Raw genomic sequence first — 23,769 nt, 5'->3', positions numbered from 1 at the left:
TCAAAACCCCCTTTCACGGCCAGTATGGGCGCGGTGAACGCTGTTCAAACAATTTTCAAAGGGATTTCACTGTACTTGGAGGGCGGGGTTGTGGTATAATACCAACATGGCGGTCCGCGGCCGTCTGTTTTCGTTTGCACAAAAAGGCCCGGACGACACAGGAACCATTGATCTTTCCGCAAAGGAGGCGGTCCCCATAGAATCCAACGAGCATCGCAACATCCGGCGGCCCGACGGCGCCGGCACCTCCGGCGCCCACAGCGCGGGCGGCGGCCAGGGCCGGAAACTCAACCGATCGGACGCGGCCCATGGCGGCGCGGCCCCCGGCCGCGGCGCTTCCGCCCGCACCGGCGGCAAAAACGGCCCTTCCCGCATCTCCTCGTCGCCCCGGCGCGCGACCCGCCCCGCCGGCCAGCCGGCAGGGGAGGAGGGGGGCGAACGGCGCCCCCGCAACGGCAAAAAGCAGCCCAGAGCCCTGCGCATCTTCAAGGGCTTCATGAAGTTCATCGCTGCCTGCATCTGCCTGGGCGTGATGGTGGGCAGCGTGCTGGCCGTGCTGCTGAGCCTGTACGCGGTGGAGATCACCGCCAACGACGCCGAACTGCTGGACCTGAACAACCTGGAACTGGCCCAGACCAGCCAGCTGCTGGCCAGGGACCACGACACCGGCGAGTGGGTGGTCACCGAGGAGTGGCACGACAGCAACGACCGGGAGTGGGTGGACCTGCAGGAGATCGAGACCAACCCCTATCTCAAGTGGGCCTTCATCTGCGTGGAGGACAAGGACTTTTATGAGCACAGCGGTGTGAACTTCAAGCGCACCATCGCGGCCACCATCAACTATGTGGCCACCAAGCTGGGCTTCCCCATCTACGACAGCATGCAGGGCGCTTCCACCCTGGACCAGCAGCTCATCAAGAACATCCTGGGCGACGACGACGTCTCGGTGGACCGCAAGCTGCGGGAGATCTTCCGCGCCCTGGGGCTGGACAAGCGCTACGACAAGGACACCATCCTGGAGGCCTACCTGAACACGGTGAGCCTGTCCGGCTCCATCGCCGGCGTCAAGGCGGGCGCGTCCAACTATTTCAATGTGGAGAACCTGGCGGACCTGTCGCCGGCGGAGTGCGCCAGCATCGCGGCCATCACCAAGAACCCCACCGGCTACAACCCCTACACCAACCCCGAGCAGCACCTGCAGCGGCGCAACTGGATCCTGCAGCTGATGCACGAGCAGGGCAAGCTTACCGACTCGGAGTACAACGAGGCGGTGTCCAGCCCGCTGGTGCTGGCGGAGGAGAAGGAGGCGGACGTGATCACCACCTCCTCCAACAACTCCTACTTCGCCGACGCGGTGTACAAAATGCTGCTCCAGCAGCTGCAGGACGAACTGGGCTACACCGCCGCCGAGGCCCACAACCTCATCTACAACGGCGGCCTGCGCATCTACACCACCATGGACCCCTACATCCAGGAGGAAATGGAGAAGATCATGCTCAACGCCGACGACGCCATCCCGGCCTTGTGGCATGAAGAGGAGGTGCTCCAGAGCCAGGTGCCCGACCCGGCCGAACTGGAGAACATCGTGGTGAACGACGACGGCACCTACAAGACCGGCACCAACGATGACGGCGAGCCGGTGTATTACTACAATGCCCGCACCCAGTCGGCCATGCTCACCATGGACTACTCCGGGCAGGTGCTGGCCCTGGTGGGCGGCCTGGGTGAAAAGACCACCGACCTGGGGCTCAACCGGGCGGTGGCCCCCGAGTACGGCGGCACCCAGCGGTCGGTGGGTTCCACCATGAAGCCGCTGGCGGCCTACTCCCTGGGCATCGACTCGGGGCTCATCCACTATTCCAGCGCCCTGCCCGATCTGGGCGTGGGCAAGATCGTCAAAACCATGCTGCGGCCGTCCTACCCCCAGTACGGTGCCCAGATGTACGAGAACGACGCGCCGGAGGTGCTGGCCAACCCCGACATCTGGCAGGACTGGCCCACCAACTATGAGGGCCCCGGCGACGGCGCTCTTGTGACCGTGAACACCGCCATCGCCCGCTCCAAGAACACCATCGCGGTGCGGGTGGGGCAGCGGGTGGGCAAGGATTATATGTACAGCTTCGCCCGCGACACCCTGGGCATGACCCACCTCACCGAGGCGGACGCCGACTACGCCCCCATGGTGCTGGGCAGCTTCTCCAAGGGCATCAGCCTGATGGAGCTCACCGGCGCCTACCAGATGTTCGGCAACGGCGGCGAGTATGTCACCCCCCACCTGTACACCATCGTGGAGAACGCCGTCACCGGCGAGGTCATTCTGGACAACACCGTCAACGTGGTGCACACCCAGGCCATCAAGCCCAGCACCGCCATGATCATGAACCGGCTGCTTCAGGGCGTGCTGGGCCCCAACGGCACCGCCGGCACCACCATCATGCCCGCCGGCGAGATGGAGGCCGCCGCCAAGACCGGCACCACCACCGACAACCACGATTTCACCTTCGTGGGCCTGACCCCCTACTACGTCACCGGCGTGTGGTGGGGCTACGACCAGCCCTATGACATTACCAAGGTCAAGAAGGGCCAGAACGCGAAGCCCATCCAGAAGGCGTGGAAGCAGCTGATGGACACCATCCAGGCCGACCTGGAGGTGAAGGCCTTCCCGGTGAGCGAGGATGTGCAGACCGCCCGTTACTGCGTGGATACCGGCGAACTGGCCGTCAACTGCCCCAACACGGCGGTGGGCTATTACACCGCCGACAATATGCCCGGCTACTGCACCCTGCATCCCTGATCCGGCAAGAGAAAAGAGCCCCTTCTGTTCGCCACACGCGAACAGAAGGGGCTCTTTGTACATTGTGTGCAAACGCAAGGGGGCGAAAAAGCCGGAAAGTGCCCCATATGCCGAAAATTGCCGCGGAGGGGCCCGCGGCCTTGCACTTTGGCATGGCAAAGTGGTATAGTATAACCGTTGTAACGTTTTCGGACACAGATGTGCTCATTTCGAGCACAATTGCGCCGGAAAAGCTGGCCCGGAAACAGGGCCCGGAGGGAAAGTATGGAACGTCGTTTCTTGCTGGTGGACGCCAGCATCCTGCCGGATGTGTTCATCAAGGTGCTCAAGGCAAAGGAACTGCTGGCCAGCGGCGCGGTGCGCAACATCTCGTCGGCGGCGCGGCAGGCGGGGCTGTCCCGCAGCGCGTTTTACAAATATAAGGACTGCGTGTTCGACGCCCGCAACAGCCGCAAGGTCATCACCGTGCTGGCCACCCTGCTGGACGAGACCGGCGCTTTGCAGGCGCTGCTGGCGGGCATCAGCGCGGCGGGGGGCAGCGTGGTCACCATCAACCAGTCCACGCCGGAGAGCGGCGCCGCCCAGGTGGCGGTGAGCGTGCGCACCGACACCATGCAGATGAGCGTGGAGGAGATGCTGCAGAAGCTGCGCCGCCAGCGCACGGTGGTGGAGATCCGCCAGGGCGTGTGAGGCGCCGCGGGCGGCAGAGAAGGAAAGGAACGAGGCAGATTATGGCAAAGATCGCGATCCTGGGTTTCGGCACCGTGGGCGGCGGCGTGCTGGAGGTGCTGCGCCGCAACGCGGCCAGCGTCAGCCGGCGGGCGGGCCAGCCGGTGGAAGTGAAATACATCCTGGACATCCGGGACTTCAGCGGCCACCCCGACGCGGCCCTGTTTGTGGACAACATCGACACCATCCTGGCCGATCCGGAAGTGAAGGTGGTGGTGGAGACCATCGGGGGCACCAAGTTCGCCTATCCCTATGTGCGCAAAGCGCTGGAGAGCGGCCGCAGCGTGGTGACCAGCAACAAGGAGATGGTGGCCACCTACGGCGCCGAACTGCTGGCGCTGGCAAAGAAAAACAAGGTGGCCTTTCTCTTTGAGGCCAGCGTGGGGGGCGGCACCCCCATCATCACCCCCATGCATCAGTGCCTGGCGGCCAACGTCATCAGCGAGGTGCAGGGCATCGTGAACGGCACCACCAACTTCATGCTCACCAAGATGGCCCGGGAGGAGATGGGCTTTGACGACGCGCTGAAGATCGCCCAGCAGCTGGGCTACGCCGAGACCAAGGACCCCGGCGACGACGTGGACGGCCCCGACGCCTGCCGCAAGATCGCCATTCTGGCCAGCATCGCCTTCGGGCGGCATTTTTATCCGAAGAACATTCCCACCCGGGGCATCCGGGGCATCACGGTGGCGGACATCACCGCCGCCGCCCGGCTGGACTGCGTGATCAAGCTGATCGCCTGGGCCAAGCGGGACGAGAACGGCCGTGTTACCGCCGCGGTGGAGCCCATGCTGGTGCCCAAGGCAAACCAGCTGGCCGGCGTGGACGACGTGTTCAACGCCGTGCTGATGAAGGGCGACATGCTGGGGGACGTGGTGTTCTACGGCAAGGGCGCCGGGCGGCTGCCCACCGCCAGCGCGGTGGTGGCGGACGTGATCGACGCGCTGAAAAACGGAGTCAAGATCCACGACAGCCTGTTCTGGCAGCCCAGCGAACCCTTTGACGGCCTGCTGGAGGACCCCACCCCCGCCACCTGCTATGTGCGGGTGAAGGGACTGCCCGCCACCGTGCTGCCCGCCGTTTACGGCGAGGGGGAGCTGGTGAGCGACGACGGCAGCGAGGCGGCCTATCTGGTGACCTACATCGCCCCCCGGGGCCTGGAGGAGGCCGGCCGCAAGGTCACGGCCCTGGGCGGTAAAGTGGAGCTGGTGCTGCGCCAGCTTGCCGATTGAGGAGGAAAAACCATGGTAAAGGTGATCGTGCCCGCCACCAGCGCCAACGTGGGCGCCGGGTTTGACGCGCTGGGCCTTGCCCTCTCGATGCACAACACCGTCACGCTGGAGGAGAGCGACCGCATCGACATCCTCTCCAGCAACGGCACCCTGGTGCCCACCGGCCCCGGCAACCTGGTCTACCGGTCGGCCAAGGCGGTATTCGACCAGCTGGGCCAGCCCCTCAAGGGCATCCGCATCCGGCAGGAAAACCCCATCCCCATGGCCCGGGGCCTGGGTTCCAGTTCCGCCTGCATCGTGGCGGGCATCCTGGGGGCCAACGCCCTGCTGGGCTCGCCCCTCACCCAGCGGCAGATGCTCACCCTGGCCACCAGCATCGAGGGCCACCCGGACAACGTGGCCCCGGCCATGCTGGGGGGCTTTGTCACCAGCGTCTACGATGAGGGCCAGGTGTACAGCGTGCGCAAGCCCATCAACGAGGAGCTGGCCTTCGCGGCCTTTATCCCCAACTTCAAGCTGCTCACCGAGAAGGCCCGGGCGGCGCTGCCTAAAACGGTGGACCGGGCGGACGCGGTGTACAACCTGTCCCGGGCGGCGCTGGCCACCGCCGCCTTCTGTGACGGGGACTACGAACTTTTGAAGGTGGCCACCAAGGACGCGCTGCACCAACAGTACCGTCTGCCGCTGATCCCCGGCGGCGAGCGCATCTTCGAGATCGCCTGGGACCTGGGCGCCTACGCGGTGTACATCTCCGGCGCGGGCCCCACCATCATGGCGGTGGTCCACCGGGACAACAGCGACTTCTTCGGCCGGGCCGAGGAACTGCTGGCGGAGACGCCGGAGACGCTGGCCTTCTCACTGCGGCGGATGCTTGCAGACAACACCGGCGCTGTGGTAGAATAATTATATGTGGATGCATATATATGCCCTGGGGCATTGTTTGCGGACACAGAGAGGGAGTTGAGGAAATTTGGCCTTGATCGTGCAGAAATTCGGCGGCAGTTCCGTGGCCGATCGGGATCGGGTGTTCAATGTGGCCCGCATTGTGGCCGACACCCGCAAGGCGGGCAACGACGTGGTGGTGGTGGTCTCCGCTCAGGGCGACACCACCGATGACCTGATCGCCAAGGCGGCGGAGATCACATCCGACCCCAGCCGGCGGGAGATGGATATGCTGCTGGCCACGGGCGAGCAGATCTCCATCGCGCTGCTGGCCATGGCGCTGGGCGTGCTGGGGGTGCAGGCGGTGAGCCTCACCGGCTGGCAGGCGGGCTTCATCACCGACCGCGCCTATTCCAAAGCGCGCATCCGCCGCATCGACACCGAGCGGGTGGAGAGCGAACTGGCCCGCAACCGGGTGGTGGTGGTGGCCGGTTTCCAGGGCATGAACCGCCTGGAGGACGTCACCACCCTGGGCCGGGGCGGCTCCGACACCAGCGCCGTGGCGCTGGCCGCCGCGCTGCACGCCGACCGCTGCCAGATCTTCACCGACGTGGAAGGCGTCTACACCGCCGACCCGCGCAAGGTGCCCGGCGCCCGCAAGCTGGAGCAGATCACCTTTGACGAGATGCTGGAACTGGCGAGCCTGGGCGCTCAGGTGCTGAACAACCGCAGCGTGGAGCTGGCCAAGAAATACGGCGTGGAACTGGAGGTGCTCTCCAGCCTGAACCCGGTGCCGGGGACCATCGTGAAGGAGGTAACAGACGATATGGAAGGGATGCTCATCAAGGGCGTTGCCAAGGACACCGACGTGGCGGTGATCTCGATCATGGAGGTGCCCGATGTGCCGGGCATGTCCTTCAAGGTGTTCGGGGCGCTGGCCAGCCGCAACATCAACGTGGATATCATCCTGCAGTCCACCGGCCGCGGCGGCAACAAGGACCTGATCTTCACCGTGCCCCTCAGCGAGGCGGACAACGCCGTGGAGGTGCTCAAGGAGAACCAGACCCGCTTCGGCGGCAAGGAGATCAAGGTGGAGACCCACTGCGCCAAAGTGAGCGTGGTGGGCGCCGGCATGCAGTCCAACCCCGGCGTTGCCAGCCGGATGTTCGAGGCGCTGTTTGAGGCCAACGTGAACATCCACATGATCAGCACCAGCGAGATCAAGATCAGCGTGATCATCGACGAGAAGGACGCCGACCGGGCGGTGAGCGCCATCCACGACGCCTTCATTCCCTGAGCCGGGCGGGGCATCGCCCCTTCGGGAAAAACCCGGCCGAAACCGGGCAACAGAATACAGAACAACGCGGCGCGGCTGCTTGGCCGGGGCGGGCAGCCTTGGCTTTGCTGCCGCGCCGTCTGCTGTTTTTTTCGGCAGTTTGACCGCTGCCGCGCCTCTCGGTTGTTCACTTGTGACAAAGGCGGCCGGCCCGCGGGGCCGGCGCCTGGCGGGACTTCAACATCACAGGAAAGGAGAAAAGCCCATGATCAGCATTGCCATTGTGGAGGACGAGGACTCCTGCGCCCGGCAGCTGGAGGAATACCTGGAACGGTACCAGGCCGAGAGCGGCGAGGTGATCGAGACGGTGCGCTTTTGCGACGGCGACGAGATCCTGGAGAACTACCGCGCCCAGTACGACATCATCCTGATGGATGTGCAGATGAAGTTCATGGACGGGATGACCGCCGCCGAGGAGATCCGCAAGGTGGACCCGGAGGTGGTGATCATCTTCATCACCAACATGGCGCAGTATGCCATCCGGGGCTACGCGGTGGACGCGCTGGACTATGTGCTGAAACCCATAAGCTATTTTGCCTTCAGTCAGCGGCTGGAGCGGGCCATCGGCCGGATGAAGCGGCGGGCGCGCCGCTATATGACCATCGCCATCCGGGGCGGCGCGCAGAAGCTGGACATCTCCCGCATCCTGTATGTGGAGAGCCAGGGCCACAACCTGATCTTCTGCACGGCGGAGGGCGAGCACACCACCACCGGCACCATGCGGGAGGTGGAGGAAAAGCTGGAGAACTACGGCTTTTACCGCTGCAACAAGGGATGCCTTGTGAACCTGGAGCATGTGGACAGCGTGCGGGACGGCTGCGCCATGGTGAACGGGCAGGCGCTGCCCATCAGCCGGGGGCGGAAAAATGACTTTCTGGCGGCGCTGACCGACTATGTGGGCGGGGTGATCAAATGAATCCGGGCGACCTGGCGGACATCCCCCGCCTGTACACGGCGCTGGCCGAGTGGCTGGCCTGCCTTGTTTACATCCTCTCGCTGCGGCCCCGCAAGCGGGCCAGCGCCCGCTTCTGGGCCTCGGCCGCCGGGATGTTGGCGGTGCAGAGCGCCTTTCTGGTGCTCACCGACAATGTGCCGCTGCCCCTGTGGATCCCCTGCATGCTGGCAGCCATCGGCCTGATGTTCCTCTTCATCAACTTCGGGTGCGGCAGCGGCCCGCTGAGCGCCGGCTACTACACCGTGCGGGCCTTCATCCTGGCGGAGTTCGGCGCCTCGCTGGAGTGGCAGCTGTACTATCATTACGCGAACCTGGCCGGGGCGGACCGGCTGCCCGCCCGCCTGGCCTTTCTCGCGGTGGTGTACGCCGCGGCCTTCGGCATCGTCTACCTGCTGGAGGTGCGCAGCGGCACGGCGGAACACCCGGTGGCCGTCACCGGGCGGGAGTTGGCGAACGCGGTCATCATCGGCGCGTCGGTGTTCCTCATCAGCAACCTGAGTTACACCCAGGCGGACACCCCCTTCAGCAGCCAGTATGTGAGCGATATCTTCAACATCCGCACCCTGGTGGATCTGGGGGGCATCGCCATCCTCTACGCCTACCATCTGCAGCGGGTGGAGCTGCAGATGCGCCATGAGTTAGAGACCATCGACGGAATTTTGCGCAGCCAGTACGCCCAATACCAGCAATCGCGGGAGAGCATCGATCTCATCAACCGCAAATACCACGACCTGAAACACCAGATCGCCGCGCTGCGGGCCGAGCCGGACGAAACGCGCCGCAGCGCCTGGCTGGACGAGATGGAGAGCGACATCAACACCTACGAGGCCCAGAACAAGACCGGCAATCAGGTGCTGGACGTGCTGCTCACCGGCAAGAGCCTCTACTGCCAGAAGCACGGCATCCGCGTGACCACCGTGGCCGACGGCACGGTGCTGGAGGCGGTGAGCCCCATGGACCTGTGCACCCTGGTGGGCAACGCCCTGGACAACGCCATCGAGAGCGTGAAAAAGATCGACGACAAGGAAAAGCGGCTGATCCATGTGACGGTGGCACGGCAGAAAAACTTTGCGCTGCTGCGCTTTGAGAACTGTTTCGAGGGGGAGCTGACCTTTGAAAACGGCCTGCCCCGCACCACCAAGGGAGACACCGCCTACCACGGCTACGGCCTCAAGAGCATCCGGCGCACCGCCCAGAAGTACGGCGGCACCGTGACGGTGAACACCCGGAAAAACTGGTTCGAACTCAAGATCCTGCTGCCGCTGGCGGAGGAGTCAGCGGCTGAATAAATGCCCGGGGATGCCCGACTTGTGCGTGTTACACAAACAAGTCGGGCTTTTCATTGCAAATTTGCACAAAGCGTTTTCCCGTTTGTGCCGCAAAAATGGCAGTTTGTCCCTTCGACAGTTTTGAGAGCAAAATTTGTGCTACAGTATGATCGTGGAAAACGCGCGGGGCGCAAGGCCCTGGCGAAAGGCAAACAAGGAGGAATGGAAAATGTTATCCATCAACATTCAAGACGTCCTCAACGTCCTGTCCAGCGTGAAGAATCATCTGATCGTGCTGGGCGTGGCGCTGGTCGTCGCGCTGGTGGCACTGGTGGCGTTCAAGGCGCTGCCCGTTGCCAAAAGAAAACTGGCCCGCAGCAGTGCCCTGGTGGCCCTGGGCCTGGTGGTGGTGATCGTGGTCAACACCATCTGCTTTGGCCCCATGTTCACCATGATCAACCTGGCCATGGGCGGCGGCGCCATCACCGAGGAGAGCATGGCCGAGGCCTACGACGTGAACACCGAACTGGTGAGCGAGGGCGTCACCCTGCTGGAGAACAACGGCGCGCTGCCCCTTTCCAGCGGCGCCAACGTGAACGTCTTCGGCTGGGCCTCCACCGCCCCTGTGTACGGCGGCGTGGGTTCCGGCGCGCTGAATGACCAGTACGCCGTGACCGACCTGATCACCGGCCTCAAGAACGCCGGCCTGAATGTGAACCAGGACCTTGTGGATTTCTACGAGGCCTACCAGGCCGAGCGGCCCAGTGTGGGCATGTGGGCCCAGGACTGGACTCTGCCCGAGCCCAACGTGAACGCCTACACCGATGAGATGATGACCGCCGCCAAGGAGTTTTCCGACACCGCGCTGGTGGTCTTCTCCCGGCCCGGCGGTGAGAACGCCGACATGCCCACCGATATGGCCGCCGTTGTGGACGGCAGCTGGAAGGAGAAGGACGCCACCACCGGCAACTCCTACTTCAACGGTACTTACGACGACACCCTCAACGAGGGCAACGACTGGGATGCCGGCGACCATTACCTGCAGCTGAGCAACCGCGAGGAAGAGATGCTCGGGATGGTGTGCGACAACTTCGACAAGGTGGTCGTGCTCATCAACACCAACAACGCCATGGAGCTGGGCTTCCTGAAGGAGTATCCCGTGGATGCCGCGATCTACGCTCCCTGCCCCGGCCAGAACGGCTTTGACGCCGTGGGCCTGGTGCTGGCCGGCGCGGTGAACCCCTCCGGCAAGACCGTGGACACCTTTGTCTACGACCTGCTCAGCACCCCCGTGTTCAACAACTTCGGCCAGTTCATGTATGACAACATGGACGAGCACGCCGTGGTCTCCACCAACTTCATGACCCAGCAGGAGACCACCGCTCTGCCCAGCTTCGTGAACTATGTGGAAGGCATCTACGTCGGCTATAAGTTCTACGAGACCGCCGCCGCCGAGGGCCTGATCGACTACAACTCCACCGTGGTGTATCCCTTCGGCTACGGCCTGTCCTACACCACCTTCAGCCAGACCATGAGCGACATCACCGAAGCGGATGGCACCATCAGCTTTGACGTGACCGTGACCAACACCGGCAGCGTGGCCGGCAAGAACGTGGTGGAGGTCTACTTCAATCCTCCCTACACCAACGGCGGCATCGAGAAGGCCACCGCCAACCTGGTGGCCTTTGACAAGACCGACGTGCTGGAGCCCGGCGCCTCCCAGACCCTGACCATCAGCTTCAAGGCGGAGGACATGGCCTCCTACGACACCTATGGCGCGGCCGCCTATGTGCTGGAGGCCGGCGACTATGTGATCAGCATCAACTCCGACTCCCACACCATTCTGGACAGCCGTGTGTACAACGTGCCCACCACCATCGTCTACAACGAGGGCCGTTCCACCGACAAGACCGCTCCCACCAACCAGTTTGACGCCGTGGAGGGCGACGTGACCTACCTGTCCCGCGCCGACCACTTCGCCAACTACGCCGAGGCCACCGCGGCTCCGGCCAGCCTGTCCATGAGCGAGGAGGGCAAGGCGGCCTTCCTGAACAACGCCAACTACGACCCCACCGCTCACAACGACCCCAACGACGTGATGCCCGCCACCGGTGTGAACAGCAACATCCAGCTGGTGCAGATGCGGGGCCTCGCCTACGACGATCCCCAGTGGGATACCTTCCTGGATCAGCTCACCGTCTCCGACATGAGCGAACTGATCGCCATGGGCGGCTACCAGACCGCTCCCCTGAACAGCATCGGCAAGGTGCAGACCTACGACTGTGACGGCCCGGCCTCCATCAACAACAACTTCACCCAGCAGGGCTCCATCGGCTTTGCCGGCACCGTGATGATGGCCTCCACCTGGAACACCGACACCGTCTACAAGTTCGGCGCTTCCATCGGCCGCATGGCCGACGACCTGGATGTGTCCGGCTGGTACGCTCCCGCCATGAACATCCACCGCTCCGCCTTCAGCGGCCGTAACTTCGAGTACTACTCTGAGGATGGCGTGCTCAGCGGCAAGCTGGCCGCCCAGGCCGTGCAGGGCGCCGAGAGCTTTGGCGTCTACTCCTACATCAAGCACTTCGCGCTGAACGACCAGGAGACCAACCGCAACACCATGCTTTGCACCTGGGCCAACGAGCAGTCCATCCGCGAGATCTACCTCAAGCCCTTTGAGCTGGCCGTGAAGGAAGGCGGCGCCGACGCGGCGATGTCCTCCTTCAACTATGTGGGCGCGGAGTGGGCCGGCGCCTGCAACGCCCTGTGCAACACCGTCCTGCGGGACGAGTGGGGCTTCGTGGGCATGGTGCTCACCGACTACTTCGGCGTCTACGGTTACATGAACGCCGACCAGGGCATCCGGGGCGGCACCGACTTCTGCCTGGTGAACTACCCCACCGCCACCAACTACCTGACCGACACCACCAGCGCCACCGGCGTGCTGGCCGCCCGGCAGGCGGTGAAGAACATCCTCTACACCGTGGTGAACAGCCGCGCCTATGCGGAGGAGAACCTGAACCCCGGCCTGCCCACCTGGCAGCTGATCGCCTACGGCATTGACGCCGTGCTGGTGCTGGCGCTGGCGGCCCTGGAAGTGAAGGCTGTGCTGAACTTCAAGCGCCGCATCGCCGAACAGCCCGTGGTGACTGTTTCCGAGGGCGAGGGCGCAGCCGAATAAACACCGTTCGCTTTTTCGGTCTTAACCGGGGCGGGGCCTTCGGGCCCCGCCCCTGTGGCCGTAAAGCCCGACAGACGAAGGAGCTTAGAATGAAACACAAGGAACTCATCGACCAGATGACCCTGGAGGAAAAGTGCGGCCTTCTGTCCGGCCGGGACATCTGGAGCACCCGGCCGGTGGAGCGGCTGGGCGTGCCCGCCATCTACCTGTCCGACGGCCCCACCGGCATGCGCAAGCAGGTGGGCGACGGCGACCATCTGGGCCTGAACGCCAGCCTGCCCGCCACCTGCTGGCCCACCGCCGTCACCGTGGCCTGCACCTGGGACCCCGCCCTGGGCGAGGAACTGGGCGCCGCTTTGGGCGAGGAGGCGGTGGCTCAGGGGGTGAGCGTGGTGCTGGGCCCCGGGCTCAACATCCAGCGCAGCCCGTTGTGCGGGCGCAACTTTGAATATTTCTCCGAGGACCCCATCCTGGCCGGCAAGATGGCCGCGGGTTACATCCGGGGCATCCAGAGCCGGGGCATCGCCGCCTGCCCCAAGCATTTCGCCGCCAACAGCCAGGAGACCCTGCGCATGGCCAGCGACAGCGTGGTGGACATGCGCACCTTCCGGGAACTGTATCTCACCAACTTCGAGATCGCCGTCAAGGAGGGCAAGCCCAAATTCATCATGTCCTCCTACAACAAGATCAACGGCACCTACGCCAACGAGGACAAGACCCTGCTGACCGATATTTTGCGGGGCGAGTGGGGCTTTGAGGGCGCCGTGGTCACCGACTGGGGCGGCTCCAACGACCATGTGGACGGCGTGCGGGCCGGCAGCCATCTGGAGATGCCCGGCACCGCCGGCGACTCCGACCGGCAGCTGGCCGCCGCCGTGAAGGCCGGCGCCATCCCCGAAGCGGTGGTGGACGAGCGGGTGGACGAACTGCTGGACGTGATCCTGGCGGTGGCCCCGAAGGAGAAGGCCGACGGCAGCTTTGACAAGGACGCCCATCACGCCCTGGCCGCCAAGGTGGCCCAGGAGGCGGTGGTGCTGCTGAAGAACGAGGGCAACATCCTGCCGCTGGCCGCCGGCGCGAAGGTGGCGGTCATCGGCGATTTCGCCGCCACCCCCCGGTACCAGGGCGCGGGCAGCAGCCTGGTGAACCCCACCAAACTGGAGTGCGCGCTGGACGTGCTGGGGGATATGCCGCTGGAGAGCGTGGGCTACGCCCAGGGCTTCACCCGGGCGGACGCGCCGGACAAGGCCCTCACCGAGCAGGCGCTGGCGCTGGCCAAACAGGCGGACACCGTGCTGCTCTATCTGGGCCTCACCGAGATCAGCGAGACCGAGGGCCTGGACCGGGAGCACATGCGCCTGCCGGAAAACCAGGTGCGGCTGCTGAAAGAGGTGGCCGCCGCCAACCCCAACGTGGTGGTGGTGCTGGCCGCCGGCAGCCCGGTGGAGACCCCCTGGCTGGAGCACTGCAAGGCCCTGGTCTACACCGGCCTGTGCGGGCAGGCGGGCGCCGCCGCCGCGCTGCGGGTCATCACCGGGCAGGTGTGCCCGGCGGGCCATGTGAGCCAGACCTGGCCGCTGGAGTGGGCCGACGAGCCGGTGAGCCATTACTGGCCCGGCAACCAGCGCACCGCCGAGTACCGGGAGGGGCCCTTTGTGGGGTACCGCTGGTTTGAGACGGCGCAAAAGCCGGTGCGGTTCGCCTTCGGCTACGGCCTCTCCTACACCAGCTTTGCCTACAGCGACCTGGCGGTGAGCGAAGATGAGGTCAGCTTCACCCTCACCAACACCGGCAGCGTGGAGGGCGCCGAGGTGGCCCAGGTGTACGTCGGCAAGCCCGGCAGCGCCATCCTGCGCCCGGCCAAGGAACTCAAGGGCTTCGCCAAGGTGCGCCTGGCCCCCGGCGAGAGCCGCCGGGTGAGCATCCCCCTGGACGACAAGGCTTTCCGCTGGTTCGATGTGCAGGCGAACGCCTGGAAGACCGAGGGCGGCGAGTACACCGTGATGGTGGGCGCCAGCTGCGCCGACATCCGCCTCACCGGCGGCGTGGCGGTGGCGGGCGAGGCAGCCCCGGCCCCGGCGGATCGGGACCAGCTGGCCTGCTACTACGACCTCAAGCTGGAGGACGTGCCCGACGAGGCGTTTGCCGCCCTGCTGGGCCGGCCGGTGCCCGATGGGAAGTGGGACGAAAAGAGCCTGTTGGGCATGAACGACGCCATCTGCCAGATGTACTACGCCAAGAACCCCATCGCCCGGCTGGCGGGGCGCATCCTCACCAACACCAAGAACAAGAGCATCGCGGCGGGCAAGCCGGACCTGAACATCCTGTTCATCTACAACATGCCCTTCCGCGGCATTGCCAAGATGATGAACGGCATGGTGAGCATGGAGATGGCCGAGGCCATTCTGACCATGGTGAACGGCCACTTCTTCAAGGGCGCGGGCCGGCTGATCAGGGGTTTCTCCGCCAACAGAAAGGCCCAGAAACAAAGCGCCTGACCGCGCGGCGGCCCATGAAGCGAACACCGGGTCCCGGGGCGGGCGCATCCGACGGGGCTTTGGCGGATTTTGCCACCCCGGCGCAAAACCACGGCGGCCCTTTTGGCGGTTCTTGGCAATTTTCAAGGCCATACCATAAAAACCACCCGGAAAAGGTGTAAAAACGCAGCGGAATGGTGTAGAATAGACAAAGGGCGATGGTTCCCATCGCCCTTTGTTTTTGTCTACACTCATATCAACGATAAAGGCGGTTCAAGTTATGAAATTGCTTTCCATCGCGGTGCCCTGCTACAATTCCCAGGACTACATGCGCCACTGCGTCGAGACGCTGCTGCCCGGCGGAGACGAGGTGGAGATCCTGGTGGTGGACGACGGTTCCAAGGACGGCACCGCCGCCATCGCCGACGAGCTGGAAGCGCAGCACCCGGGTGTGGTGCGGGCCATCCACCAGGAGAACGGCGGCCACGGAGCAGCGGTGATGGCCGGGCTGAAGAACGCCACCGGCCTCTACTTCAAGGTGGTGGACTCGGACGACTGGCTGGACGAGAAGGCCTATCCCAAGGTGCTGGACGCCCTGCGCGGCTTTGCCGCCGCCGAGGGCGAGCCGGTGGACCTGCTGGTGTGCAACTACATCTACGACAAGGTGGGCGCGAAGCACAAAAAGGTGATGGAGTACCGGGGGGTGCTGCCCGAGGGGCGGCCCTTCCACTGGAATGAGGCGGGCCACTTCCGCAAGGGACAGTACATCCTGATGCACTCGGTGATCTACCGCACCCAGCTGCTGCGGGATTGCAAGCTGGATCTGCCCCGGCACACCTTCTATGTGGATAACCTCTATGTCTATGTGCCGATGCGCTGGGTCAGGACGCTGTACTATCTGGATCTTGACCTCTACCACTACTACATCGGCCGGGAGGACCAGTCGGTGAACGAGGCGGTGATGATCCGCCGCATCGACCAGCAGCTGCGGGTGAACAAGCTGATGCTGGAACAGGTGGACCTGCAGGCGGTGAAGGAACCGCGGCTGCGCAAGTATCTGTTCAACTACCTGGAGATCATCACCACCGTCTCCTCCATCCTGCTCATCCGGGGCGGGGAGAAGGAGCATCTGGAGAAGAAGCGCCAGCTGTGGCAGTACATCCGCACCGCGAACCCCTGGGCTTACAAAAAACTGCGCTGGGGCCTCTTTGGCATCGTGATGAACCTGCCCGGCGCGCCGGGGCGCGCCATCGCGGTGGCCGCCTATAAGATCAGCCAGAAAGTTGTGGGCTTCAACTAAAAAGGAGGAGCGGGATGAGCAAACAGTACGATTACCTCATCGTGGGCGCGGGCCTCTACGGCGCGGTGTTCGCCCAAAAGGCCATGGAGGCGGGCAAGCGCTGCCTGGTCATTGAGAAGCGGGACCACATCGCCGGCAACATCTACACCGAGGCGGTGGAGGGCATCCAGGTGCACCGCTACGGCGCCCACATCTTCCACACGAGCAACGACGAGGTGTGGAACTATGTGAACCGGTTCGCCACCTTCAACCGCTACACCAACAGCCCGGTGGCCAACTACAAGGGCGAGATCTACAACCTGCCCTTCAACATGAACACCTTCAACAAGATGTGGGGGGTCATCACCCCCGCCCAGGCCCAGGCGGAGATCCAGCGCCAGCGGGCGGCGCACTTCGTGGCGGAGCCGAAAAACCTGGAGGAGCAGGCCATCAACCTGGTGGGCACCGACATCTACGAAAAACTGGTGAAGCACTACACCGAAAAGCAATGGGGCCGCCCCTGCACCGAACTGCCCGCCTTCATCATCAAGCGGCTGCCGGTGCGCTTCATCTATGACAACAACTACTTCAACGCCCTCTACCAGGGCATCCCCGTGGGGGGCTACACCGCCCTGGTGGAGAAGATGCTGGCGGGCGCGGAGGTGAAGCTGGGGGTGGACTACCTGGCGGACAAGGCCGCCTGGGACGCGGTGGCGGACAAGGTGGTCTACACCGGGCCCATCGACGCCTACTTCGGCTACCGGCTGGGGGCGCTGGCCTACCGCAGCGTGCGGTTTGAGACCGAGACGCTGGACCTGGAAAACTACCAGGGCAACGCGGTGGTGAACTACACCGACGCCGACACCCCCTACACCCGCATCATCGAGCACAAGCACTTCGAGTTCGGCAACCAGCCCAAGACGGTGATCAGCCGGGAGTACAGCGCCGAGTGGAAGGTGGGGGACGAGCCCTACTATCCCGTGAACGACGCCGCCAACGGCGAATTGTATCAGAAATACAAGGCGCTGGCGGAGGGCGAGGCCAATGTGCTCTTCGGCGGGCGTTTGGGCGAGTACAAGTATTACGACATGGACAAGGTCATCGAGGCGGCCCTGGCCGCCTGGAAGGCGCAGTAAATCGGAACGAGAAAAAGCCGCCTTGGAAGCGATTCCCAGGGCGGCTTTTTTGTTCACGGGAAGGCGATGGGGCTGCGGACAGTGTCCTCGCTTTGCAATCAGGCGGCGGGCCGACCCTGGCCTGCGCACGCACGACCCAAAGCAGCGGTTTCAGCGGAAAAGGAAAACGCCCCTGCCGGGCGCGAAAAGCGAGGCAGGGGCGTTTTGTATGCTTAAGAAGTGACATGACCACAGCGGGGAAAAGGTCAGACCGACCGGAAAGAGTCACGCGGCGGGAGTGGCAGCCGGTTGAGCCGTCTCCTGCTGTGTGTCCGTCTCCTCTCCGTCAGGGGCCTCGCCGCCGGGCACAGCCTCGCCGGCGGACGGCTGTTCAGCGGGGAGCGCCGGGCTCGTGCTGACGGTGAGCCGCTCCACCGAGACGCCGGTGAGGATGCTGCCCTCCTCGCCGGGGGTGTAGGCGATGGAGACCGCATCGCCCACGTTCAGAATGACGGCAATGGGGTTCTCCGCGGCGCTGACGGTGTAGAACACGTCTTCACCCTCCAGCCGCAGGAAGTAGTAGCTGTTGCCGTCCATCACGGCGGTGCGGATCTCCGCCAGTGTGCCGGAGGCCTCGGCGCGCTCCACGTCGGGCACCTCGGCCGCGCCGGTGTCGATGAGGCCGTTCTCCGCCAAAGCGTGGCGGTAGTTGGCCTCACAGTCCGCCACCGTCTGCCCGGTCTCCACGATCTGATACTGCTGCACGTTCACCATGGCGTACATCTTCACCAGCCCGTCGTCGCCCTTGAGGGACATGAAGTAGGTGGGCTGGTCGGCGATGTTCAGCAGCAGGGGGAAGGTGGCCACATAGCGCATCTGCTGCACCTGGCTCTGGGCGGAGGCCTGGGCCGACGCCTCGGTGGCGCCCGCCACCGGGTAGAAGAAGGTCTCCTTGGTGCGCTGGTTGCTCAGCAAAAAGCCGATGTTGGACTGGTCGCTGGTGACGGAGGTCACGCCGGTGTACATATACACATCGTCGTCGATGGCGATGTAGTTGTATCCCTCGGTGGTCTGGGTCACGTCCCGCTGGCCGAAGAGGGAGTTCAAAAAGCCGTTCTGGTACAGGCCGTAGTAGTCGTACTGCTCCATGATCAGGTCGGAGGCGTACACCCGGTCCACCCAGCTGGGCACATCCGCCACGTCGTAATAGGTGCTCTCGCCGGTGACGGCGTTCACCAGCACCGCGCCGGCCACGTCGGTGCCGCCGAACAGGCCGATGGTCCTGACCATGCGGCTGCACACCCAGTAGGGGGTGCCCTCCTCGTCGATCTCAAACACCGGGGTGGCGAATATCATGGTGGGATACTGGAACCGCAGATGCCGGTAGAGGTTGCGGCCGAAGTGCTCGGCGGGGGTGTACTTCATCCCCTCCTCCAGGCGCACCACCTCCGCCTCCTGGGTCACCATGTCGATGATGAGGTAGGCGGGCAGGCCGTCGGAGCGGTTGGTGAACCACTTGACGATGTCGCCGTAGGCAAGGCTGGTCACCCGCACCGGGCGGCCCTGGTAGTTGATCTGGGTGTAGGTGGGCAGGATCTCGAACTGGCTCACCATGTCCGCCAGTTCGCCCAGCTTGCGGCTGCCCAGCCGCTGTGCGCTGTCCGCGTCCAGCATGGGGATCTGGTCATAGCGGATCTCCTCCACCTCGCTGGCGAAATCGCCGCTTTGCACCGTGAGCAGCCTGGCGTAGCTGCCGGCGCGGATGACCTCCCAGGAGAGCAGCGAGCCCGCCAGCGCCACCACCACCAGCGCGGCGCACAGCCAGAAGGGTACGGTGCACTGCTTTTTCACGAACGTGAAGTAGCCCCGGGCGTCGCCCCCCTCAAAGCCGGAGGTGAACACCGCGCAGACGCAGTACACCGCGCAGAGCAAAAAGACAAAGAGATAGAACTCCCGGGCCTGCAGGTTGATCGCCGGCAGTTCCACATAAAAGTAGCCCAGGCCGAAGACCAGCGTCACCAGCAGGTTCACCAGCACCCGCGCCACCGGGTTCCTGACCACAAAGCGCCGGGGCCTGCGGGGGCTGCGGGGGCGCTGCCCGCCGGGGTATCCGCCGCCGGGGCCGCCCATGCCCCCCATCGAAAAGCCGAAGATGCTGCCGAAGGGGTTGTCGGAATTGAACTGAAACGGAGAAGCCAAACGATTCCCGCCTTTCCTGCAAAATAAGAATATTTATTATACAGCATACCCGAAAACCGCCGGTAAATCAAGACGCGGGGCGCGGGGCACAGGTAAACTTATTGTTAAATGTGGCCGGCGGGGGTGCCGCCCGGGAGAGCGGATAGGAGGCCGGACCGGGGAGCGGGTCGCGCCGGCAGGGCGGCCGGAAGGACGGGGCAGCCCGCAGAAAAGCGGAGCGGCGCTGCAAAGAGCGTTCGGAGGGGCCGCGGGGGGTAGGTGACGCGGCGGCCGCGCCGGGAAAAGACGAGGGCGGGCCGGGCCCTGTCAGCCGCCCTTGGCGCTCTGCGCGTCCAGGGCGGCGTAGTAGGCCTTTGCCTCGGCGTCCGCCGCCCGCACCCGCTCCACAAGCCCCTCCTCCCGGATGTCCCCATAGGGGAAATAGCGCAGCTGCACGTCGCCCTCGGGCAGGCGGCCGTCCTCGGTGAGGGGGTGCTCCAGCACAAAATCAATGCAATAAAAGGGGATGTTCGCCTCGTCCATGGCCCGGCGCGTTTCCAGAAGGATCTGGGCCGCCTCCCCGGCGCTCACCTCGTCCTGCCGCACATACAGGGTCAGCCGCCCGCAGGCTTCGCCCAGCCGGCGCACGTCGTAGTCGCCGTCCAGCTCCAGGTCGCTGTACAGCAGATAGGGGGGCCAGGGTTCGCCGTACTCCTGTTCCATCCAGAGGGAGCCGTAGCCGATGTGGACGTTATAGGGGAAATCCGGGTCGTCCAGCACCGTGTCCACCAGGGCGCGGTACTCCCCGTCCAGCCGCAGCCAGGTGTTCCAGCCGCTCTCCACCGAGTGAAAGCCGTCCCACAAAACCTGTCCGGTCATGGAGAGGCCCAGGGTGAAGTGGCTGTCGATGCTGGTGGGGGAGACGATGGCGGCGGTGTATCCGCCGGTTTTGAAATTATAGGTCACCTCGTCCACCCGGTAATCCGCATCGGGGTACCGGCCGGCCAGATACGCCCGGGCGGAGCGGGAGGCCAGGAATTTGGACACCGGGTTGCCCAGCAATGCGTTGGAAAAACACAGCACGCCCGCCAGCAGGGCCAGGGCGGCGGCGAAGGCCGCCAGCTTGAGGATGCGTCTTTTCATGGCGTCAGCCCTCCTTTTTCAGCGCGAAGTGGAACAGCCCCGCGATGGCCACCCCCACCAGCGCCAGCACACAGTAAATTGCGGCCCAGATGAGATATCCCGGCAGGGAACCGGTCTCCATGCCCCAGCCCCACCGCAGCCCCCAGCAGACAAGGCTCATGCCCGCCAGCAGCGGGGGCAGCACCGCCGCCGCCTTCCAGCGCCAGACGAACCAGGCCGCCGCGCCCATGGCGGGCATGAGCAGGCTGTTGTAGAACATATCCATGCTGCCGGAAAGCCCCATGCCGAAGAGGGCCCCCGCCAGCAGCACCACCAGGGCAAAGCCCCGTGTGCCCCGCCGCACCCGCCGCAGCAGCGCCGCGCCGTCGGGGACGGGGGGCGGCGGGGCGGCCTGTCCCGCCAGGGCGCGGCAGGCGGGACAGCTTTGCAGGTGGGCCTGCACGGCGGCGCGGCTTTCCTCGCTGGCCACCCCGTCCTCCACCAGGGGCAGCAGGTCACGGCAGATCTCACAGCCGATGTCACCGTTCATAATATCCCTCCTGTTCCAGCGCGGCGCGGATGCGCTTTTTCACCCGAAAGTCGATCACCCGGGCGGAGGACTCGCTCACGCCGCAGGCAAGGCCGATCTCATAAAACGAATACCCCTCCAGCCGCAGGGCCGCCACCTTGCGGGCACGGGGCGGCTCGGCCTCCAGCAGCGCCCGCACTCGGGCATAGAGGGCGGCGGCATCGGCCCGGGCCGGGGGCCCCGGCTCGCCGCCCGCCAAAAATTCGTCCAGGGCCTCCGTTTCCGGCTGGCGCTTTTTTCTGCGCAGCCAGGCGAACCACCGGCGGCGGGCGATGGTGAACAGCCAGGTCTTGCAGTCCGCCTCGCCCCGGAAGGAGGCGAAGGAGCGCACCGCCTCCAGAAAGGTCTCGCCCGTCAGGTCCTCCGCCAGGGCGGCGTCGCGGCACAGGCTGTAAAGATAGCCGTACACATCCCGGTGAAAGGCGCGGAAGAGTTCTTCCAGCGGTGTGGCCATGGGCTCCGCCCCCTTTCACCCGATTGGTGGCCCGGAAGGCCGGTTTCGTTACAGGGATCCCTGCGTTTATTATAAATTTGCAGGAAAAAATCCGCAACCGGGGCTAAAAGGAAGGGAGCGCGGCGCCCCTTTTTGCCCAAAGGGCCAAATAAAAAGACCGGGGCGGGGCGGCGCCGCAAAAAAGCGGCGCCGCCCCGCCCCGGAGCAGCCGGGAAGGGAGAGGCCCGGCCAGGGAAAGGTTTGTTGTTTGTGCCGGGCAGGGCCGGCGGCAGAGTCACACCGTCCCGCCGGCGGCCGCCGCGTCCAGCAGGAGTTCGGCGTCGGGCAGGGAATAGAGCGCGGTGGCGGGCAGCTCCGTGGTGGGGGCGGAAAATTCCAGCAGCCGGGCGACCACCGGCGCTTTGGCCGCGCCGAACACCGCCAGCTGCACCCGGCGCGCCCGCAGGAAATCCGCCACGCCCAGGGTGATGCCCTGGCGCAGCGGCGGCACCCCGGCGGAGAAGTACTTCGGGGCCACCGCCTTGGTGGTGGCGGAAAGCTCCGCCACATGGGCGGTGTGCCCGAAGGCGTCCCCCGGCTCGTTCAACGCCAGATGCCCGTTCATGCCCATGCCCAGCAGCAGATAGTCGATGCCGCCCCATGCCTCGATCTGGCTCTCCACGGCGGCGCACTCGGCGGTGAGGTCCTCGGCCAGCGCGTTGAACAGGCGGATGTTCTGCCGCCGGACGTTTGCCCGGGAAAAGAAGTTCTGTTCCAGAAAGCGGGCGCAGCTGCCGTCCGCGTCGGGGGCCACGCCCACCCACTCGTCCAGCCCCACGAACCGGGCGCGGGAAAAATCCAGCCCCTGCCGGAAAAACGCCTCAAACACCGGCAGGGAGGTGTGCCCCGCCGCGAGGCACAGCACCGCGTCGGGCTTTTGCGCCAGCAGCGCGGCCACCGTGTCGGCGGCATGGCGGGCGGCCTGCTCCGGTGTGTCAAAAACCAGTTTCTTCATGGGCGCGTCATTCCCCCAGCAGCAGCTCGATGGGGTATTTCAGGCCCTTGGGCTCGAAGGGAAGCATCACCTTCGCGCCGCTCTTGGCGGAGGCATAGGCCGCACAGATCATCTCCAGCACGGCGCGCCCGTCCTCGCCGGTGACGCAGGGAGTCTCGTCCTCCCGCACGCAGCGGATGAAGTGGGTCAGTTCCTGGGGGTAGCCCTGGTTGAACGCCTCCTCAAAGATGGTGAAGGTCCAGCCCTGGGAACTGCCCGCCTTCTCGCTGGCGTAGTCGTAGCCGTCGGTGCTGTAGGTCAGGGCCGAGTTGCCCCGGAACAGGTCCGCGTAGGACACGCCCTTGGTGCCGTAGACCTCGATGCGGTCGTCCATGCCGCCGTGCTTGGCCCAGCTGTCCTCGGCGATGCAGGTCACGCCGTTCTCAAACTCCACCAGGGTGACGGTGTTGTCGTCGCAGTCGGTGGTGCCCTTGTGCAGCACGGTCTTCATGTCGGCGTAGACGCTCTTGACCGGGTTGTTCTTGTTCATCCAGCGGAACCAGGCCAGGGCGTGACAGCCCATGTCCATCATCACGCCGCCGCCGGCGGTCTCTTTCTGGTAGAACCAGCGGCTGTGGGGGCCGCTGTGCTTTTCCGCCTGCTTGAGCATGTACACGTCGCCCACGGCGCCCGCCTCCACCAGCGCGCGCACCCGCTCGTATTTGGGGGCGAAGCACAGCTCCTCGGCGTACATCAGCTTCAGCCCGCGGCTGCGGCAGGCCTCGATCATCTCGTCCGCCTGCTCCAGCGTGAGAGCCAGCGGCTTTTCAATGATCATGTGCTTGTTCGCGCCGGCGGCCTTCAGGCAGGCCTCGTGGTGCAGGTAGTTGGGCAGGCAGATGTCCACCACGTCCACCTGCTCGGCGGCCAGCAGTTCGTCGATGTCGGTGTAGACCGCGGGGATGCCATGCGTTTGGGCAAAGGCCTCGGCGTGCGCCTTATCCCGGCCGTAGACGGCCACCACCTGCGCGTCGGAAACGAAGCGGGCGTAACTCTCGGCGTGGATGTTGGCGATGAAGCCGGTGCCCAGCAGGGCGACTTTTGTCTTGCTCATGGAAAAGACCCTCCTTTTTTGTTCCGCGTTGGACGGCAAATTGCCACAATTATTGTACCATACATTGCAAAAATGAGCAACAATAAAC

17 protein-coding genes are annotated in these 23,769 nt (G+C 64.8%); 11 read left to right on the top strand and 6 right to left on the bottom strand.

The features are described 5' to 3' along the window. The first annotated feature begins 88 nt into the window (after positions 1-88). From ACH2A7_RS03710 to glf, 11 genes are all read left to right on the top strand, one after another. Positions 89-2,794: a transglycosylase domain-containing protein gene (locus ACH2A7_RS03710; protein WP_394960203.1), complete on the top strand. Its 2,706-nt coding sequence runs from the start codon at positions 89-91 to the stop codon at positions 2,792-2,794. 264 nt (positions 2,795-3,058) lie between these two features. After that, entirely contained in the window at positions 3,059-3,484 is a 426-nt protein-coding gene (locus tag ACH2A7_RS03705; protein ID WP_394960201.1) for an ACT domain-containing protein, read from the top strand. A 41-nt stretch (positions 3,485-3,525) separates the two neighbouring features. After that, positions 3,526-4,755 carry a homoserine dehydrogenase gene (locus ACH2A7_RS03700; RefSeq protein WP_394960199.1) on the top strand — a complete coding sequence of 410 codons (1,230 nt, stop codon included), beginning with the start codon at positions 3,526-3,528 and terminating at the stop codon, positions 4,753-4,755. A 12-nt stretch (positions 4,756-4,767) separates the two neighbouring features. Continuing rightward, the gene (gene thrB / locus ACH2A7_RS03695; RefSeq protein ID WP_394960197.1) at positions 4,768-5,658 is read left to right on the top strand and encodes a homoserine kinase; all 891 of its coding nucleotides are present in this window, start codon (positions 4,768-4,770) and stop codon (positions 5,656-5,658) included. Positions 5,659-5,725: 67 nt separating this feature from the next. Next, positions 5,726-6,934: an aspartate kinase gene (locus ACH2A7_RS03690; protein ID WP_394960195.1), complete on the top strand. Its 1,209-nt coding sequence runs from the start codon at positions 5,726-5,728 to the stop codon at positions 6,932-6,934. A gap of 244 nt (positions 6,935-7,178) precedes the next feature. Then, complete coding sequence (locus ACH2A7_RS03685) at positions 7,179-7,889, top strand: LytR/AlgR family response regulator transcription factor (protein WP_394960193.1); 711 nt, start codon at positions 7,179-7,181, stop codon at positions 7,887-7,889. After that, positions 7,886-9,217: a GHKL domain-containing protein gene (locus tag ACH2A7_RS03680; protein WP_394960192.1), complete on the top strand. Its 1,332-nt coding sequence runs from the start codon at positions 7,886-7,888 to the stop codon at positions 9,215-9,217. The genes ACH2A7_RS03685 and ACH2A7_RS03680 overlap by 4 nt, the downstream gene beginning before the upstream one ends. A 208-nt stretch (positions 9,218-9,425) precedes the next feature. Continuing rightward, positions 9,426-12,380 carry a glycoside hydrolase family 3 C-terminal domain-containing protein gene (locus tag ACH2A7_RS03675; protein WP_394960190.1) on the top strand — a complete coding sequence of 985 codons (2,955 nt, stop codon included), beginning with the start codon at positions 9,426-9,428 and terminating at the stop codon, positions 12,378-12,380. 89 nt (positions 12,381-12,469) lie between these two features. After that, entirely contained in the window at positions 12,470-14,878 is a 2,409-nt protein-coding gene (locus ACH2A7_RS03670; RefSeq protein WP_394960188.1) for a glycoside hydrolase family 3 C-terminal domain-containing protein, read from the top strand. Positions 14,879-15,137: 259 nt separating this feature from the next. Then, complete coding sequence (locus ACH2A7_RS03665; protein ID WP_394960186.1) at positions 15,138-16,157, top strand: glycosyltransferase family 2 protein; 1,020 nt, start codon at positions 15,138-15,140, stop codon at positions 16,155-16,157. A gap of 14 nt (positions 16,158-16,171) precedes the next feature. After that, positions 16,172-17,272, top strand: a complete 1,101-nt coding sequence (gene glf / locus ACH2A7_RS03660; protein ID WP_394960184.1) for a UDP-galactopyranose mutase — start codon at positions 16,172-16,174, stop codon at positions 17,270-17,272. A 264-nt stretch (positions 17,273-17,536) separates the two neighbouring features. On the opposite strand, the gene ACH2A7_RS03655 is transcribed toward glf, so the two are convergent. From ACH2A7_RS03655 to ACH2A7_RS03630, 6 genes are all read right to left on the bottom strand, one after another. After that, the gene (locus ACH2A7_RS03655; protein WP_394960182.1) at positions 17,537-19,450 is read right to left on the bottom strand and encodes a CvpA family protein; all 1,914 of its coding nucleotides are present in this window, start codon (positions 19,448-19,450) and stop codon (positions 17,537-17,539) included. A gap of 306 nt (positions 19,451-19,756) precedes the next feature. Continuing rightward, on the bottom strand, positions 19,757-20,572 hold the full coding sequence (locus ACH2A7_RS03650; RefSeq protein WP_394960180.1) for a hypothetical protein: 816 nt from the start codon (positions 20,570-20,572) through the stop codon (positions 19,757-19,759). Between the two features lie 4 nt (positions 20,573-20,576). Then, positions 20,577-21,101 carry a zf-HC2 domain-containing protein gene (locus ACH2A7_RS03645; RefSeq protein ID WP_394960178.1) on the bottom strand — a complete coding sequence of 175 codons (525 nt, stop codon included), beginning with the start codon at positions 21,099-21,101 and terminating at the stop codon, positions 20,577-20,579. After that, positions 21,091-21,594, bottom strand: coding sequence for an RNA polymerase sigma factor (locus ACH2A7_RS03640; RefSeq protein ID WP_394960176.1), 504 nt, complete (start codon positions 21,592-21,594; stop codon positions 21,091-21,093). Before ACH2A7_RS03640 ends, ACH2A7_RS03645 begins: the two co-directional genes overlap by 11 nt. 274 nt (positions 21,595-21,868) lie before the next feature. Then, on the bottom strand, positions 21,869-22,588 hold the full coding sequence (locus ACH2A7_RS03635; protein ID WP_394960174.1) for a 6-phosphogluconolactonase: 720 nt from the start codon (positions 22,586-22,588) through the stop codon (positions 21,869-21,871). Between the two features lie 7 nt (positions 22,589-22,595). After that, on the bottom strand, positions 22,596-23,681 hold the full coding sequence (locus ACH2A7_RS03630; RefSeq protein WP_394960172.1) for a Gfo/Idh/MocA family protein: 1,086 nt from the start codon (positions 23,679-23,681) through the stop codon (positions 22,596-22,598). Between the last annotated feature and the right edge of the window lie 88 nt (positions 23,682-23,769).

The organism is Candidatus Allofournierella merdavium, assembly GCF_944382735.1.
Lineage (GTDB): Bacteria > Bacillota > Clostridia > Oscillospirales > Ruminococcaceae > Allofournierella_A > Allofournierella_A merdavium.
This window is presented reverse-complemented; position numbering and strand designations above follow the sequence as displayed.